The 16,767-nt window shown below is 62.5% G+C and carries 14 protein-coding genes; 4 read left to right on the forward strand and 10 right to left on the reverse strand.

The genetic code is table 11. The features are described from left to right. Positions 1-2: 2 nt before the first annotated feature. Positions 3-914, forward strand: a complete 912-nt coding sequence (locus A4A58_RS27075; protein ID WP_068738481.1) for a ribokinase — start codon at positions 3-5, stop codon at positions 912-914. 2 nt (positions 915-916) lie between these two features. Here A4A58_RS27075 and A4A58_RS27080 read toward each other — a convergent pair whose 3' ends face one another. Both A4A58_RS27080 and A4A58_RS27085 read right to left on the reverse strand, forming a co-directional pair. After that, the gene (locus A4A58_RS27080) at positions 917-2,623 is read right to left on the reverse strand and encodes an IlvD/Edd family dehydratase (RefSeq protein ID WP_068738479.1); all 1,707 of its coding nucleotides are present in this window, start codon (positions 2,621-2,623) and stop codon (positions 917-919) included. An 88-nt stretch (positions 2,624-2,711) separates the two neighbouring features. Then, positions 2,712-3,527, reverse strand: coding sequence for an NAD-dependent epimerase/dehydratase family protein (locus A4A58_RS27085; RefSeq protein WP_068738110.1), 816 nt, complete (start codon positions 3,525-3,527; stop codon positions 2,712-2,714). A gap of 142 nt (positions 3,528-3,669) precedes the next feature. Between A4A58_RS27085 and A4A58_RS27090 the strand changes: the two genes are divergently transcribed. Beyond that, positions 3,670-4,629 carry an SMP-30/gluconolactonase/LRE family protein gene (locus A4A58_RS27090; RefSeq protein WP_068738112.1) on the forward strand — a complete coding sequence of 320 codons (960 nt, stop codon included), beginning with the start codon at positions 3,670-3,672 and terminating at the stop codon, positions 4,627-4,629. Between the two features lie 91 nt (positions 4,630-4,720). On the opposite strand, the gene A4A58_RS27095 is transcribed toward A4A58_RS27090, so the two are convergent. The 3 genes from A4A58_RS27095 to A4A58_RS27105 all read right to left on the reverse strand — a co-directional run bounded on the left by A4A58_RS27095 (position 4,721) and on the right by A4A58_RS27105 (position 8,480). Next, the gene (locus A4A58_RS27095) at positions 4,721-6,151 is read right to left on the reverse strand and encodes an aldehyde dehydrogenase family protein (protein WP_068738114.1); all 1,431 of its coding nucleotides are present in this window, start codon (positions 6,149-6,151) and stop codon (positions 4,721-4,723) included. Positions 6,152-6,426: 275 nt separating this feature from the next. After that, entirely contained in the window at positions 6,427-7,446 is a 1,020-nt protein-coding gene (locus A4A58_RS27100) for a DMT family transporter (protein ID WP_244499885.1), read from the reverse strand. 113 nt (positions 7,447-7,559) lie between these two features. Continuing rightward, positions 7,560-8,480: a c-type cytochrome gene (locus tag A4A58_RS27105; RefSeq protein WP_068738484.1), complete on the reverse strand. Its 921-nt coding sequence runs from the start codon at positions 8,478-8,480 to the stop codon at positions 7,560-7,562. A 164-nt stretch (positions 8,481-8,644) separates the two neighbouring features. On the opposite strand from A4A58_RS27105, the gene A4A58_RS27110 reads away from it, so the two are divergent. Beyond that, positions 8,645-9,067, forward strand: coding sequence for a CHRD domain-containing protein (locus A4A58_RS27110; RefSeq protein ID WP_068738118.1), 423 nt, complete (start codon positions 8,645-8,647; stop codon positions 9,065-9,067). Positions 9,068-9,142: 75 nt separating this feature from the next. Here the strand turns inward: A4A58_RS27110 and A4A58_RS27115 are convergent, their stop codons facing one another. From A4A58_RS27115 to A4A58_RS27135, 5 genes are all read right to left on the reverse strand, one after another. Next, positions 9,143-9,589, reverse strand: a complete 447-nt coding sequence (locus tag A4A58_RS27115) for a c-type cytochrome (protein ID WP_068738120.1) — start codon at positions 9,587-9,589, stop codon at positions 9,143-9,145. Positions 9,590-9,679: 90 nt separating this feature from the next. Beyond that, entirely contained in the window at positions 9,680-11,977 is a 2,298-nt protein-coding gene (locus tag A4A58_RS27120; RefSeq protein ID WP_081422112.1) for a xanthine dehydrogenase family protein molybdopterin-binding subunit, read from the reverse strand. A gap of 103 nt (positions 11,978-12,080) precedes the next feature. Beyond that, positions 12,081-13,613 (reverse strand): murein biosynthesis integral membrane protein MurJ, encoded by a 1,533-nt coding sequence (gene murJ, locus A4A58_RS27125; protein ID WP_068738124.1) that lies wholly within the window; start codon positions 13,611-13,613, stop codon positions 12,081-12,083. A gap of 43 nt (positions 13,614-13,656) precedes the next feature. Next, a complete protein-coding gene (locus A4A58_RS27130; protein WP_068738126.1) occupies positions 13,657-14,808 on the reverse strand; it encodes a DegT/DnrJ/EryC1/StrS family aminotransferase in 1,152 nt (383 codons plus the stop codon). A gap of 78 nt (positions 14,809-14,886) precedes the next feature. Next, entirely contained in the window at positions 14,887-15,897 is a 1,011-nt protein-coding gene (locus tag A4A58_RS27135; protein WP_068738128.1) for a Gfo/Idh/MocA family protein, read from the reverse strand. 274 nt (positions 15,898-16,171) lie between these two features. Between A4A58_RS27135 and A4A58_RS27140 the strand changes: the two genes are divergently transcribed. Then, positions 16,172-16,663, forward strand: coding sequence for a hypothetical protein (locus A4A58_RS27140; protein WP_068738129.1), 492 nt, complete (start codon positions 16,172-16,174; stop codon positions 16,661-16,663). Positions 16,664-16,767: the final 104 nt, after the last annotated feature.

Here is a 16,767-nt window from a genome sequence, read left to right on the forward strand (position 1 = left end):
CCATGGGCCAGGTTGTCGTCGCCGGCAGCATCAATATGGACGTGGTCGCGACAGCAGACCGCCATCCGGCGATCGGCGAAACCGTGGCAGGCCGCGAGGTGTTATATTTTCCCGGTGGCAAGGGCGCCAATCAGGCCGTTGCCGCGGCGAAGCTGGGTGCAGCGACCATGCTGATCGGACGCACCGGCGCGGATGCCTTCGGACGTGACACCAGGGCATTTCTCTCCATGCAGGGCGTCGATCTCGCTCACGTGCGCGAGATCGCCGACGCAGGCACCGGGACGGCCGTCATCACCGTCGCGCAGGCCGACAACACTATCATTGTCATTCCCGGCGCCAATGCGCTGGTAAGCGCGACCGATGTCAGCGCGTCCGTAATCCGGCAGGGCGATGTTGCCGTCAGCCAGTTCGAGATTCCGCTGCCGGCCGTCACGGCTTTCTTTGCACGGGCTCGCGCGGCCGGGGCAATAACGATTCTCAATCCGGCACCGGCGATGCCGATCGACCGTGAGCTGATGGCTCTGGTCGACATTCTGATCGTCAACGAAAGCGAACTCAGCCTGCTCGCAGGTCTCGAACTGCACGACACCGATCCCGATGCACGATTTGTGGATGCCGCTTCGACACTACAGACTGATCACCGGCCGAACATCTGCGTCACGCTGGGAAGGCGTGGCGTGATCGCGCTCGTGGATGGAGAGGTTCATCTCGAAACCGCCCGCCTCGTGAAGGCGATTGACACCACCGGTGCCGGCGACTGCTTCGTCGGCGCTATAGCGGCGCGGCTTGCGGATGGACATTCACTGCAGAGCGCCATTGGCTATGCCAATGTTGCTGCGTCGCTTTGCGTGCAGCGGATGGGTGCCGGGCCATCGATGCCGACGGCGCAAGAAGTGTCCGACGCGATCGGCTAGCCTCAGCCCTTTCCCTTCTCCGTCATGAAATCGAAGTCGCAGCCGTCATCGGCCTGCAGGATCGTGGTGTGGAACAGATGCGCATAGCCGCGCTTGGCCCAATCGGGCGTGGTCGCCGGTGGCAACGCGGCCTGGCGCTTGGCAAACTCCGCCTCGTCGATCAGCAGATCGATCGACCGCTTCGCGACATCGAGCCGGATCATGTCGCCATTCTTCACAAGCGCCAGCGGACCACCCACCGCACTCTCCGGCGTGATGTGCAGCACGATGGTGCCGAAGGCTGTGCCGCTCATGCGCGCGTCGGAAATGCGGACCATGTCCTTCACGCCGGCACGCGCCAGCTTCATCGGGATTGGCAGATAGCCCGCCTCCGGCATGCCCGGTGCGCCCTTGGGACCGGCATTGCGCAGCACCAGCACGTCATCCGCAGTCACATCGAGATCGGGATCGTCGACGCGGTTGGTCATGTCCTCGACGGATTCGAACACCACGGCACGGCCGGTGTGCTGCATCAGCTTCGGCGACGCGGCGGAATGTTTGATGACAGCGCTGCGCGGCGCCAGATTACCGTGCAGGATCGCCAGCCCGCCTTCGCGCTTGATCGGATTGTCCTTCGAGCGGATCACGTCCTGGCCCGGCACGTCCTCGGCCTTGGCGACGATCTCGCGTAGCGTCTCGCCGGTGACAGATTTAGCGTCGAGATCGATGAGATCGCCGAGCTGAGCCATCAGCTTGGGCACGCCGCCGGCATGATGGAAGTGCTCCATATAGTGATCGCCCGATGGCTTCAGATCGACCAGCACCGGTACATCGCGGCCGAGCTCGTCGAAAGCGGCGAGATCGATCCGGTTCGGCGTGCGGTTGGCCATAGCCGTGAGATGGATCAGTCCGTTGGTGGAGCCGCCGATCGCCTGCAGCACGACCTGCGCATTGCGGAACGAGCCCGGCGTGAGGAATTCGCTCGGCTTCGGCCCCTTGTTCTTGGCGAGCGTCGCGGCAACCTTGCCGCTGGCTTCGGCCGAACGAAAGCGCTCCGCATGCGGCGCGGGAATCGTCGCGCTCATCGGCAGCGACAGGCCCATGGCCTCGGTGATGCAGGCCATGGTGGAGGCCGTGCCCATCACCATGCAGGTGCCAACCGACGGCGCGAGGCGCGCGTTCACGTCATCGATCTCCTGCTGGTCGATCTCACCGGCGCGGAACTTGCCCCACATGCGCCGACAATCAGTGCAGGCGCCGAGCACCTCGCCCTTGTGATGGCCGACCACCATCGGGCCGACCGGGATCACCACGGTGGGCAGGTCGACCGACAGTGCCGCCATGATCTGCGCCGGCAGCGTCTTGTCGCAGCCGCCAATCGCCACCACTGCATCCATCGGCTGCGCCTTGATCATCTCCTCGGTATCCATCGCCATCAGATTGCGCAGATACATCGAGGTCGGATGCGCGAAGCTTTCGCCGATCGAGATGGTCGGAAACACCATCGGCAGCGCGCCGGCCAGCATCACGCCGCGTTTCACCGCCTCGATGATCTGAGGTGAATTGCCGTGGCAGGGATTGTAATCGCTATGGGTGTTGGTGATCCCGACGATGGGCCGGTCCAGCGCATCATCGGAATAACCCATGGCCTTGATGAAGGCCTTGCGCAAGAACAGCGAGAACCCGGCATCGCCGTAACTGGTCAGCCCCTTGCGCAATCCGTCGGCCATGTCGCGTTCCCATTCCAAGCTTGTTTTGAATGCTTCTTATGAAGCCGCCAAAATTCTTGTCAATGTGCGGGACGGACTGGCTGGGCCCCTATTTCGGCTCCCACACCTTGCTGAAATCACCGGCGAATTCGGCACTGCAAAATGCGCCGCCCTGATAGAAATCGCCGACCGGATCGGGTTTCATCCTGGCCTGTTCCGCCATTGCGTGTTCGCGATGATCCTCGGCTTTGCCGACCGGGCGATAGCCGAACTCATAGGCGCGGGAGTTATCCCACCAGGCGCGCTCGTTATAGGAGGCGCCATACAGCACCTCGAAATGGATGGCGGGATGTTCGAGCCCGATCTGGCAGAGCTGCACCAGATCCTCCGGCTTGAGCCAAATCGACAGCCGACGTTGATCAAGCGGCCTGTCGCCGAAATTGCCGATCCGCAGACACGTTACTGACAGCCCGTATTTGTCGGCATAGAGCGAGCCCACCGCCTCGCCGAACACCTTGCTGACGCCGTAGCGGCTGTCCGGCCGCGCCGTGACATCGGGCGGGATCTTGCTGTGACGTGGATAGAAGCCGACCGCGTGGTTCGACGACGCGAAGATGATGCGCTTGACGCCCTTCTTGCGTGCAGCCTCGAACAGATTGTAACCGCCAATGATATTGGCCTGCAGGATGGTGTCCCATGGCCCCTCCACCGAGAAACCGCCGAAATGCAGGATGCCATCGACGCCCTCGCAGATCGCCTCGACGGCGGCGAGATCGGCAAGATCAGCCTGCTTGAAGTTTTCGTTTGGCTTGAGATTCGGCGGCGGCGTGAGATCGCTCAGCACGAGGTCCGGATAGATCGGCGGCAGCAATTCCCGCAAGCGCGTGCCGATTCCGCCAGATGCGCCTGTCATCAAGATCTTCATTCCGTCCCTCGCAATGTTGTCAGTTGTCAGACAAGTATGGCGCGGTGCGGGCGCGACGGCAAGGCAGTGCGGCATTGCTTGCCGCCTACCCTCGCCGATGTTAGCAAACGCATCCGAGGAAACGACAGAGAACGAGACGCCAATGTCCGACACATCATCGCGCGGCTGGCAGCCGGCGACCTATTATCCCGATCCCGCCATTCACGCCCTCGATCCCCGCTTCGAAAAATACTGGATCAAGCTCGGCGCCATTGAACGCATCGCCACCGGCATGCGCTGGGCCGAAGGGCCGGTGTGGTTCGGCGACGGGCGATATCTGTTGTGCTCCGACATTCCCAACAACCGCATTATCAAATGGGAAGAGGAAACCGGCGCGATCAGCGATTTCCGCAAGCCGTCGAATTACGGCAATGGCAACACGCGGGATCGCCATGGACGGTTGATCACCTGCGAACACGGCCGCCGCATCACCCGCACCGAATATGACGGTTCCATCACGGTGCTGATGGATAATTTCGAAGGCAAGAAACTGAACTCGCCGAACGATGTCGTCGTGAAATCCGACGGATCGATCTGGTTCACCGACCCGCCATTCGGTCTGATGAGCGACTATGAGGGCAACATGGCGCCGTCCGAAATCGGACAGAACATCTATCGCATCGACGGCGATACGTTGACGTCCACCATCGTCGCCGATGATGTGCTCGGCCCGAACGGACTGTGTTTTTCGCCGGATGAAAAGCTGCTCTATGTCGTGGAATCCCGCGGCGTGCCGAGCCGCAAGATTCTCGCCTACGACGTTGCCGCCGACGGCAAGACGCTGAAGAACAAGCGCGTACTGATCGATGCGGGCCCGGGCACGCCCGACGGCATGCGCTGCGATATCGACGGCAATCTGTGGTGCGGCTGGGGCATGGGCAAGCCGGAGCTCGACGGCGTCTTCATCTTCGCCCCCGATGGCGAACAGATCGGCCGTATCGCGTTGCCCGAGCGCTGCGCTAATGTCTGTTTCGGCGGCGTGAAACGCAACCGGCTGTTCATGGCATCGAGCCAGTCGATCTATGCAGTCTATGTGAACACGCAGGGCGCACTCGGAAGTTAGCGAGCGCGACCTTCTCATCGTGTAGCCAAGCGCAAGAAACAAAAACGCCGGCGTGGATTTCTCCGCGCCGGCGCTTTGTTAGTTGTTCAGCTTACGCTGCGGTGTAGCCGGCGATCGCCTTGACCTCGAGGAAGTCCTCGAGACCGTGCTTGCCCCATTCCCGGCCGTTGCCGGACTGCTTGTAGCCGCCGAACGGCGCGGTGCGGTCGTTCGGAGCGCCCTGCAGGTTGACGTTGCCCGCGCGGATGCGACGGCCGAACTTGCGGGCGTTCTCGACCGTGTCAGCCGAGACGTAGCCAGCGAGGCCATAGGGCGTGTCATTGGCGATGCGGAGCGCATCGGCTTCGTCCTTGGACCCCATGATCACGAGCACCGGCCCGAAGATTTCCTCGCGCGCGATGGTCATGTTCTCGGTGACGTCAGCGAAGATCGTCGGACGCACATAGAAGCCCTTGTTGACTCCTTCCGGCAGGCCGGGGCCACCGGCGACCAGCGTGGCGCCTTCCTCGATGCCCTTCTGGATCAGGCCCTGGATCTTGTCCCACTGGCCGCGATTGACCACCGGACCGATGACAGTGCCATCAGCGCGCGGATCGCCGGCCTTGGTCTTGTCGGCCTGCGCCTTGGCGATGGCGGCGATTTCCTTCATCTTCGCCTGCGGCACGATCATGCGCGACGGTGCGTTACACGACTGTCCAGAGTTGTTGAACATGTGCGCGACACCGCCGGTGACGGCCTTCACGAAGTCGGCGCCATCCAGGATCACGTTCGGCGACTTGCCACCGAGCTCCTGGCTGACGCGCTTCACGGTGTTCGCGGCGCGCTTGGCAACGTCGATGCCGGCGCGGGTCGAACCGGTGAAGGAAATCATGTCGATATCGGGATGTTCGCTCATGGCGACGCCGACATCCGGGCCGAGACCGTTGACGAGGTTGAACACGCCCTTCGGCACGCCGGCTTCATGGAGGATTTCCGCGAAGATCAAGGCCGAGGTCGGGGTGTATTCCGACGGCTTCAGCAGCATGGTGCAGCCGGCGGCGAGCGCGGGTGCGACCTTGCAGGCGATCTGGTTCAGCGGCCAATTCCACGGGGTGATCATACCGACGACGCCAATCGGCTCCTTGGTGATCATGGCCGCGTTATGCGCCTCGTCGAACTTGTAGGTCTTCAGCACGTCGAGCGTGGCGACGAGGTGACCGAGGCCGGCACCGGCCTGCAGCTTCTCGGCCATCGGCAGCGGAGCGCCCATTTCGTCGGAGACCGACGCGCCGATATCCGACATACGGGTCTTGTAGACCGCGATGATCTTTTCGAGCAGCGCGATGCGCTCTTCACGGGTGGTCTGGGAGAACGTCTCGAAAGCGCGCTTGGCAGCGGCGACAGCCTTGTCGACATCGGCCTTGGAGCCCAGCGCAATGTCGTACATCGCATCTTCAGTCGCCGGATTCACGACAGGGGTGGTCTTCTTGACGACGGGATCGACCCAGGCGCCATCGATGTAGAATTGCAGGCGGTTGACCATTGGTAACCTCTTTGATTTCGGGAACGTCTGTCGTCAGAAAATTCTGTGCAGCCGGGTCTATCTGGGAAGGAACGACACGTCCGGCAAGCACCCTTGCGCGGTCATTTCGCCTCATGAGCCCGTCATGCACGGGATGCCGCGTGAAAGCAGCAAATGCATATAAATCCAGCCGCGTGGCAGGAGCAAGGCCCCGTGATTTGTGCGCGTTCTAAAATCGAAATGTCGCAACTTGCCAGCAAAGCGCAGTGTGCATTGCAACAAAATTGACCGAAAAATCAGCGCGACTTTGCGCGGACAGCGATGGGCGCGTCCGGATCAGCTTCGTCATCGGCCATGGTAGAAATCGGCGACATCGGTGTGTCACGCAGGCGCTTCAGGCCGAGATGGCGCTCGCGCAGAATGACGAAGATGCCTGCGCCCGCGACGATCACCGCGCCGCCGACCACATAGGGCGTCGGCACCTCGCCGAACATCCAGAAGCCGAGCAGGAAGGCCCACAACATCGCGGTGTAGTCGAACGGCGCCAAGAAGGACGCCGGCGCGTAGCGATAGCTCTCGGTGAACAGCATCTGGCCAAGGCCGCCGGAAATGCCGATGCCGACCAGCAGCGCCAGTTCGAAATCCGTCGGCCAGCGCCAGCCGAATGGCGCCGTGAGCAACGATGCCGCCATCACGATCAGCGTCATGAAGATGACGATCGCGGATGAGGACTCCGTTGCGGTCAGCCGGCGGATCTGGATGGTCGCACCGCCCGACGAGAAGGCATTGAGCAGCGCCAGCGACAGACCGATGATCATCGACGTGGTCAGCGCCGCGTGGTCGTGGAAATACGGCGACAGCATCAGGATCACGCCGGAAAAACCGATCGCCACCGCCGACCAGCGATAGGCATGGACCTGCTCTTTCAGGAAGATGGCGGCGAACACCACGGTGATCAGCGGCGCGATGAAGGCGATGGCGGTGACATCCGCGATCGGCAGCCGCGCCAGAGCGCCGAAGGTGCAGAACGTCCCGATCACGCTGAACGAACCGCGCACCAGATGCGCGGAGACGCGGTTGGTGCGCAGCGCCCCGCGCAACTGACCGCGCCAGCCGAAGAACAGCACGATCGGGATCAACGCAAACAACCCGCGCGCAAACACGATCTCGCCGAGCGGCACTTCGCTGCCGAGATAGCGACCCTGCGCGCCCATCATGGCAAACGCCATGGTGCTGGCAATCTTCAGCGACACGGCTTTGAAGATGTTCATGATTTCGGGGAAATGGAGATCAGGGGAATCGCGGGGGGTCTTCATGTTGCAGCACACAATCACGTGAGCCTCCTCACGAAAACCGCCGATGCGACATGGCTTGGCGGGTTTCCATGCAGGGCTGCACCTCGCCACAACCCAACCTTGCGCGGGCGGTTTTAGCCCTTTTTGGCGGGCCTGATGGGCCCCTCCACCGCAGGGAGCGACTTCAGATAGAGCGCTATCGCCGAGCGGTCGTCTGCGCTCAACTGGGAGGTATTGCGGATCACACGCGCCATGGAGCCACCGGCGGTGTCGCCGTCCGGCGTCTGCCCGGTTTCGAGAAAATACGCGATGTCCTTTTCGCTCCAGTCACCGAGGCGCTTCTGGGTGATGTTGGGCACCCAGCCCTCGCCATCGGGATTGGGACCACCGGCAAAGCGCTGTGCCATCACGATGCCACCCAGTGCGTTGCGCGGGCTGTGGCACTCGGCACAGTGGCCCAGCGCATTGACCAGATAGCTGCCGCGATTCCACTGCGGCGACTTCGACGCATCCGCCACGAAGGGTTTGCCATCGAGGAACAGCCATTTCCAGACGCCGAGGTTGCGACGGATGTTGAACGGGAATGGCACCGCATGATCCGGTGCCTTGCTCGTGACCGGCGCCAGCGTCTTCAGATAGCCGAACAGATCGCGCGCGTCCTCCATCTTCATCTGCTGATAGGACGTGTAGGGAAAGGCCGGAAAGTAATGCGAGCCGTTCGGCGAAGTACCTTTCAATAGTGCCGTGACGAAATCAGCCTCACTCCAGCGGCCGATTCCGACAGCGGGATCAGGCGAAATGTTCGGCACATAGAACGTGCCGAACGGCGATGTGAGCGGCAGCCCGCCGCCAAGCTTGAGCCGATCCTGCTGCGCCGGCGTCGCATGGCATGACGAGCAGCCACCGGCATTGAAGACCACCGCGCCATTGCCGGGATTGGGCGTGTGCGGCGGGAGCGTGCTCGCAGCCACCGTCACTGGAATCGTCAGCCACCAGAACACGCCGAAGCCGATGACAGCCGCGACAAGTGCGAGAATGAAAAGCCGTTTCAGCACGTGCATGTCCAATCGGTATCCTGGTCAAACTTCAGCACATAAAGCGCGTCGAACAGCCGCTGCCGGAACGAAACCGTGATCCATCCCTTAGGCCCCCGGGGGAATGAATTGGCGTCTCGGATGTTTCCAGCCATGACGACCTCGCCATCATCAGGGAGAAAACCATGTCACCTCGTTCGATCATGCTCGCGTCCCTCGCACTCGGCGCCAGCATCGCCCTCCCCGGCCCCGCTTCCGCCGAGAAGATGAAGGCGATCCTCGATAGCGCCTCCGAAGTGCCCGCCAATACCAGCGCCGGCAAGGGCACCGCCGATATCGACTTCGATCCTGCCACCAAGAAGCTGACCTGGAAGCTGACCTATTCCGGCCTCACGGGTCCTGCGACCATGGCGCATTTCCACGGCCCCGCCGAAGCCGGCAAGAATGCCGGCGTAGCCGTGCCGATCACGCCTGCAACCAGCGGATCCGAAGGCAGCGCCACGCTGACCGACGCACAAGCCGCCGACCTGATGGCCGGCAAATACTATGTCAACGTCCACACCGAAGCGAACAAAGGCGGCGAGATCCGCGGACAGGTGACGAAGTAACATTCGAACCGACGATGGTTGAAAAAAGGGCGAGCGTTACGCGTTCGCCCTTTTGTTCAGAGTTCACAGTCGAACTCAGATCTTCAGCCTGAACGTCTCGTGGCAGCCGCCGCATGCCTTGCCGATGCCGCCGACATTGGCCTTGAGGCTATCGAGATCCTTGATCTTGGCCTTGGCGTCGGTGACGGCCTTGGCGAAGGTGACGATGTGGGCATCGAAACCGGCCTTGTCTTCCCAGACCTTCGGCGACGTCGAATAGTCACCTTCAGCCTTCAGGCCCTTGGTGCTGTCCGGAAACAGCGTCGGCAGCTTTTTGGCGGTTTCGTCCAGCACTGTCAGCGCGGCCTCGACCGCGGCCTGATCATAGGGCTTTTCGCCCTTGGCCATCGCGCTGAGCGTACCACCCAAGGCGCGGCCGTTGGATTTCATCAGCGTCTGGCGTTCCTTGACGATCTCCTGCTGGGCCGAGACCGCCCCCACACCCAACAGCAAAGCTCCGACAACGAGAAGCGCACGTTTCATCGACCAATACCCCTTTTGGAATTCAACTAGGACTAGTTCGCAACATGTAGATGAACCCCGCCGCCATCGGGCTATTCCCGGCGGCGGGCTCTACAGCGTGTGGAGCCGTTCGTGCTCGCGGATCGCCATCCACACCCGCTCAGGGGTTGCGGGCATGTCGATGTGCTCGATTTTGTATTCGCGATAGAGGCCATCGACGATGGCGTTCATCACGGCCGGACAGGAGCCGATGGCGCCGGCCTCGCCGGCCCCCTTCACCCCCAGCGGATTGGTCACGCACGGGATGTTGTGGGTCTCGAACGAGATCGGCGCGCCGTCGGCCGCGCGCGGCAGCGCATAGTCCATGAAAGTGCCAGTGACGAGCTGGCCGTCCTCGGGATCATAGATCGCCTGCTCCATCAGCGCCTGGCCGATGCCCTGCATGGTGCCCCCATGAACCTGGCCGGCCAGCAGCAACGGATTCAGCGTGACGCCAAAATCGTCAACGATGACGTAATTGACAATGGCGATTTTGCCGGTCGCAGGATCGATCTCGACTTCGACCAGATGGGTGCCGTTGGGGAAGGTGCCGTCGGCGCTACTGAAGGTTTCGGACGCATTGAGCTTCGACGGATCGGCCTTCTTCGCGAGATCGGCGAATGACACCGAGCGATCGGTGCCGGCGATCTTCACCACGCCGCCATCGATCTCGAGGTCGGCGGCGCTGGTTTCCAGCACATCCGCCGCGAGCTCCTTGAGGTTGATACCGAGCTGCCTGGTGGCGCGCTGCACGCTGACGCCACCGGTCGGGATCGATGCGGAGCCGCCGGTGCCGAGACCGGTCGCGACCTTCGCCGTGTCGCCTTGAATGATGTGCACGCGCTCCGGCGCGACGCCAAACTGTTCAGCAACGATCTGGGCATAGGCCGTGTGATGCCCCTGCCCGGTCGACTGCGTGCCGATCAAAATGGTGATGTCGCCATCGGCGCCAACAGCAACATTGGCGGTCTCGTCGCCCATGGTGCCGCAGACTTCCACATAGGTGGCCATGCCGATACCACGAACCAGGCCCTCTTTCTTCGCGGCCTTGGCGCGCTTTGGAAATTCCTTCCAGCCTGCGACATCCATCGCGCGTTTCATATGCGCGGTGAAATCGCCGGAGTCGTACACCTTGCCGGTCGCGGTCTTGTACGGCATCGCCTTCGGCGGGATGAAGTTCTTGCGGCGGATCGCATCCGGCGTCATGCCGAGCTTGCGCGCGCATTGATCGACGAGACGCTCGACGACATAGGCCGCCTCCGGACGGCCGGCGCCGCGATAGGCATCCACCGGCACGGAGTTGGTGAACACCGTGCGCACGCGGCAATGGAATGTCTGGATATCGTAGAGACCCGGCAACATGCCGGCACCGCCATGCGGGATATACGGCCCGAAGGTCGACAGATACGCGCCCATGTCGGCCATCAGGTCGACATCCATGGCAAGAAACTTGCCATCCTCGCTGAGCGCCATGCGTGCATGGGTGACATTGTCGCGCCCCTGCGCGTCGCCGAGGAAGTGATCGGTACGGTCCGCCGCCCACTTCACATTCTTGCCGAGCTTCTTGGCGGCAAAGGCCACCAGCGCATATTCGCGATAGGGAAACAGGCGCGTGCCGAAACCGCCGCCGACATCGGGGCAAATCACACGCATCTTGTCCTTCGACATCTTCAGCACGTTATCGCAGAGGATGTCGCGCAGACGATGGCTGCCCTGGCTGCCGATGGTCAGCGTCATGTAATCGCGCTTGGCATCGTATTCGCAAATCGCCGCGCGGGTTTCCATATAGTTGATGATGACGCGCGGATTGACGATCTTCACTTCGGCGACGACTGGCGCCTTGGCGAACACCGCATCGACCGCCTTCTTGTCGCCGATCGGCACGTCGAACAGCACATTGCCGGCATGCTTGGCCCACACCTGCGGCGCGCCCTTGGCGACGGCGTTGACGAGACCGTTCACTGACGGCAGCGGCTTCCAGTCGACCTCGATCGCCTCAATCGCATCGCGCGCCTGCGCGACAGTCTCCGCAACGACGAAGGCCACGGCGTCGCCAACATGGCGCACTTCCCTGGCGGCGAGGATCGGATAATCCGGCCCGGTGAAAGGATGATCCTCAAGATTGAACAGGCACGGCAGACCGCCGAGGTCCTTGGTGTCCTCTGCCGTCAGAATCGCGGCGACACCTGGAAGCGTGCGCGCCTTGCTGACATCAATGGTGAAACTGGCATGGGCATGCGGTGAGCGCAGCACCAGGGCATGCAGCGTGACGGGCGCGTGATCGTCGGTGTAGCGGCCACGGCCACGAATGAGGGCGTCGTCTTCCTTACGCAGGACACTCTGTCCGACGCCGAATTTGATGGGGGCCATCATTCCTCCGCTTGCAGTTTAGACTCAATCTACACTGCGGGGAGACGGCGGCAAGTGGCACGGGGGCGTCGCCCTGCCCGACTTTGGGACACGATGAAGCGAGCTATCTGGCGCGGACCAGACTGCGCAGCCAGCTTTTCCCGAAAAGCGTCAGAACCAACGCCGAATAGACCAGGACGGTCACGATGATAAGAACTCCCAGTGTCGCTTCGTCGCGGAGGCTGGTAAGGCCCGCAAACCGCTCCGCCGCAAGACGTGCAGTCCCCCACAGGACCGCAGCAAGGACCACACCAGTGAGCGCGAACTTGCCGAGTGCCAGCAGGAACGCGCGGTCGAATTCGAGATAGCCGGCCCGCATGGCGAAGAAGATGACCAGCAACAGATTGATCCAGGCGCCCGCCGCGGTGCCAAGCGCGAGGCCGATCTGCGCCAGAGGTCCCATCAGCAGAATCTTCAGCGCGACATTGACTGCGATGCCGGTGAGCGCGGCGATCATCGGCGTCGTGGTGTCCTTGCGGGCATTGAAGGTCGCCACGGCGCTTCGGATCATCACGAAGGGGATGAGCGCAATGGCATAGGCGGCGAGCGTCGCCGCAGCGACTGCAGCATCAGCCTTGGTGAAGGCCCCGCGGGCAAACATCGCGCGCATGATGATGTCGGGCACCACGAGGAATGCGGCGACGAAGGGCAGCGAGAACAACAGCGTGAACAGGAAGGCGCGGCGCTGCGCGCCCATGGCGCCGACGTGATCGTCTGCCGCCATCCGCCGTGACATCTCCGGCAAGAGCACCGTGCCGATGGCGATGCCGATCACCCCGATCGGCAACTGGTTGAGACGGTCCGCGTAATACAGCGCCGACAGCGCGCCGACCGGCAAGAAGGTCGCGATGATGGTATCGGCAAACAATGCGACTTGCGTGCCCATGGAGCCCAGCGTCGCCGGGCCGAGCGCGCGGAAGAAACCGCGCACGTCCTCGTCGAGGCGCAGCGGCGCGAAACGCGGTAGCCCGCCATGGCGCTGCAAGTCTCCGGCGAGCAGGAAATATTGCAGAAAGCCCGAAATCAACACGCCCCAGGCCGCCGCGTGACCTGCACTCGGAAAGAACGCAGCCAGCGCCAGTGTCGCCATCATTGAGATATTGAGGAAGATCGAGGCCGCCGCAGCACTGGCAAAGCGCTGCATCACGTTGAGCATGCCGCCATAGAGCGTCACCAGCGTAATCAGCAACAGATAGGGAAAGGTGATGCGTGTCAGCTCGATGGCGAGATGACGCTGCGCGGGATCATCGGTGAAGCCCGGCGCAAGAATGCTCATGGCCTGCGGCATGAACAGAATGGCCAAAATGAGCAGGACGACCTGCGACGCGAACAGCAGCGTGAAGATGCGATCGGCAAACAGATGTGCCGATGCCGGCCCGCCCTTTCCCGTCACATGGGCATAGGCTGGCACAAAAGCGGCATTGAACGCGCCTTCGGCGAAAATGGCGCGGAAATGATTGGGCAGTCGCAGCGCCACGAAGAAGGCGTCGGCCACCGGCCCGGCGCCAAGGATCGCCGCGAGCATGATGTCACGCGCGAAGCCGGTGATCCGCGAGAGCAGCGTATATCCGCCGACGGTGAAAATGCGTCCCAGCATCAGCCGCTTCTACAGCATGAAGCGGCTGTGCAAAACGGCCAAATCAGGCCGCCAGCGCGTCGCGCACAGCCTGGATGACACGATCCTGGGTGGCCTCGTCGAGATAGGCATGAACCGGCAAGCTGATGACGTCGGCCGACAGCGCCTCGCAGACCGGCAGGCCACCATCGACGACAGGATAGTCCCTATAGGCCGTCTGCATATGCATCGACTTCGCGTAATAGATCGCGGTCGGCACGCCCTGCGCCTTCAGCGCATTGGCAAAGGCGTCGCGGTCCGTGCCCTTCGGCAGGCGGATCACGTAGCAGGCCCAGATCGACGTATTGCCTTCGGCGACACGCGGCACCGTGACGAGGTTGCCGAGGCTGCGGGCGTAGCGGTCGGCTACTTTGTTGCGGGCGGCGATTTCGTCGTCGAAGATCTTCAGCTTTTCCAGCAGCACCGCGGCCTGGATGGTGTCGAGGCGGCCGGTGATCCCCAACCGGACATTGTCGTATTTGTCGGACCCCTGGCCGTGGATGCGGATGCTGCGCAGGTCCTCGGCGAGCTGGTCGTCATCGGTGAAGATCGCGCCGCCGTCGCCGAAACAGCCGAGCGGCTTGGCCGGGAAGAAGCTGGTGGTGGTGGCCAGCGCCGAGGTGCCGATGCGCTTGCCCTTGTAGGTCGCGCCGAAGGCCTGCGCGGCGTCTTCCAGCACGAATAGGCCTTCGGCCTCGGCGATGGCATTGATCGCATCGAGATCGGCCGGCTGGCCGAACAGATCGACCGGAATGATCGCCCGAGGCTTGAGGCCGGCCTTTTTGGCGGTGGCAATGCCACGCTTCACGGACTCAGGGCTGATGTTGAAAGTGACTTCATCGACTTCGACGAATACGGGCGACGCGCCGACCAGTGCCACGGCCTCGCCGGTGGCGCAGAAGGTGAAGGACGGGCACAGCACGGCATCGCCCGGGCCGATCTTCTTAGCCATCAGCACCATCATCAGCGCGTCGGTGCCGCTCGCGCAGCTGATCACATGCTTGGCGCCGCAATATTTGGCGAGTTCTGCTTCGAGCTTGGCGACTTCCGGACCATTGATGAACTGGCAGTGATTGAGCACGCGGGTGACCGCCTCGTCGATCGATGTGCCGAGCCGCTGACGCTGTGCATTGAGATCGATGAAGGGAACGGGGTCGATACGGGTGTGCTGGTTCATGATGCCTGGCCTGCAGAATGTCGTCTTGAAGTCTGAATACTGGAAACCGGCGCATGCTTGCGCCGGGTCGCGCTTGCGTCAGCCAACCACCTTGCGGGGCGCCGGACGCGTCGCGGTAGCCGCGCGCTTCTTCGGCGCTTCCAGGCATTGGATCGCGATTTCGAGGGAGGCGACGCCCTCCTCGCCGGTCACCGCCGGCACGCCGCCGGTGCGCACGGCATCGAGAAACGCCATCAATTCCGCGCGCAGCGGCTCGTCCTGCCCGACCGGCAGATGACGCATCGAATAGCTGCCATCGGTCTTGAAACCGAAACATTCGGTGACCTGCCGGGTCAGCAGATCGCCCATCACATATTTGCCGCGTGTCGCGACCGTGACGGTGCGCGCCTTGAACGGCGTCAACCAGTTGGTGTTGATATGGGCCAGCACGCCGGATGCCGTGCGGAACTGCAGCAGCGCGATGTCTTCGCGCTCGGCGACGGCTGAGGCCAGCTGCGGCTGCACCTCGACGATGTCACTCTCGGTGAACCAGCGGATCAGGTCGATGTCATGCACAGCGAGGTCAATGACAACGCCGACATTGGACATGCGCGGCGGGAACGGGCCGACGCGCGTGATGCCGATCGACAGAATGTCCTCGCCCTCGATCGCCTTCTTGATGGTGGCGACGGCGGGGTTGAAACGCTCGACATGGCCAATCATCAGAGTCACGCCAGCCTTTTGCGCGGCATCGACGATCTCGCGTCCCTCTTCCACGGTGGACGCAATCGGCTTCTCGACGAGCACGTGAATGCCCTTGGCGATGCAGGCCAGCGCGACTTCGTGATGCAAGTGAGTGGGCGCTGCGATGGTCACGGCATCAACGCCAGCGGCCAGCATTGCGTCCAGATCGGCAAAGGTCTTGCAGCCGATCAGTTTCTCGGCGCGGGTGCGATGTTCGAGCATGGGATCGACGATGCCGACCATTTCGATGCCCGGCAGCCCGGCCAGCACGCGGCCATGATTGGTGCCCATGACACCTGCGCCCACGACGCCGACACGCAGCGTGTGCACCGCATCCTTCGCTGCGGAAGTTTCTTTCGACACCATTCAACAAACCTCAGAATTCTTAAGGGCCGGCGCGGCGATTCACCATACTGGCGCCGTGGGTTCTCCTAGCATGCCCGCCACAGATGTGGCGATTGCCCCGCGGAGCTACCCAAACACGTTTTGATTCAAAGAATTACACCAAGTCGTGAGACCGACCAAACGCCCCTCATCGATCCAGCCCATGGACCTGCGATCCATTGATATGACAGCACTTTTGCTGCATCCTTGGGATGTCGCGCCGCGCTGTTATCACCTGCCAATCGAGAGAAATTCCATGTTTCGCAAGCCGGTTGTCGCACTGAGTCTCGTCATAAGCACTCTGGCGGGAACCGGTGCCGGAACCGCCCTTTGGGCGCAGACGCCCTCGCCCATGCCGCCTGCCGCGACACCGTCTGTCGTCGAGCGGACCGCCAAGGGGCCGACTGCGCGCAACTTCCAGGTCGGCGTTTATCTCAACGTTCAGCCCGACTGCACCTCGGGCACCCTGCCCGCTTTGCGCATGGTCACGCCGCCAATCAACGGCACTGTCAGCATCAAACGCGGCAAGGTGAGCGCCACCAACTACAAGCAGTGCCTCGCGCTCGAAGTGCCCGGGTTCATCGCCTTCTATCAATCAAAGGCGGACTTCGTCGGCAGTGACGAAGTGACCATCGAGGTGAAGTATCCGGCCGGGCGCACGGAGGTGCAGCGGATCAGGATCGATGTGGGCGGGAGTGGCGGCGGAGCGCCCGCGGGGCCGAAGGCGCCGGCGGGGCAGAAGATCTAGCAGACCCGACAAGCTGGGCCGCACGATCCCAAAAGAAAAGTCCCCGACAATCGGGGGCTTTTGTATTTTTTGGACCGCAGCTGGCAGAGCCGGCCACGGCGAGA

Source organism: Tardiphaga robiniae, from assembly GCF_001618955.1.
Lineage (GTDB): Bacteria > Pseudomonadota > Alphaproteobacteria > Rhizobiales > Xanthobacteraceae > Tardiphaga > Tardiphaga robiniae_A.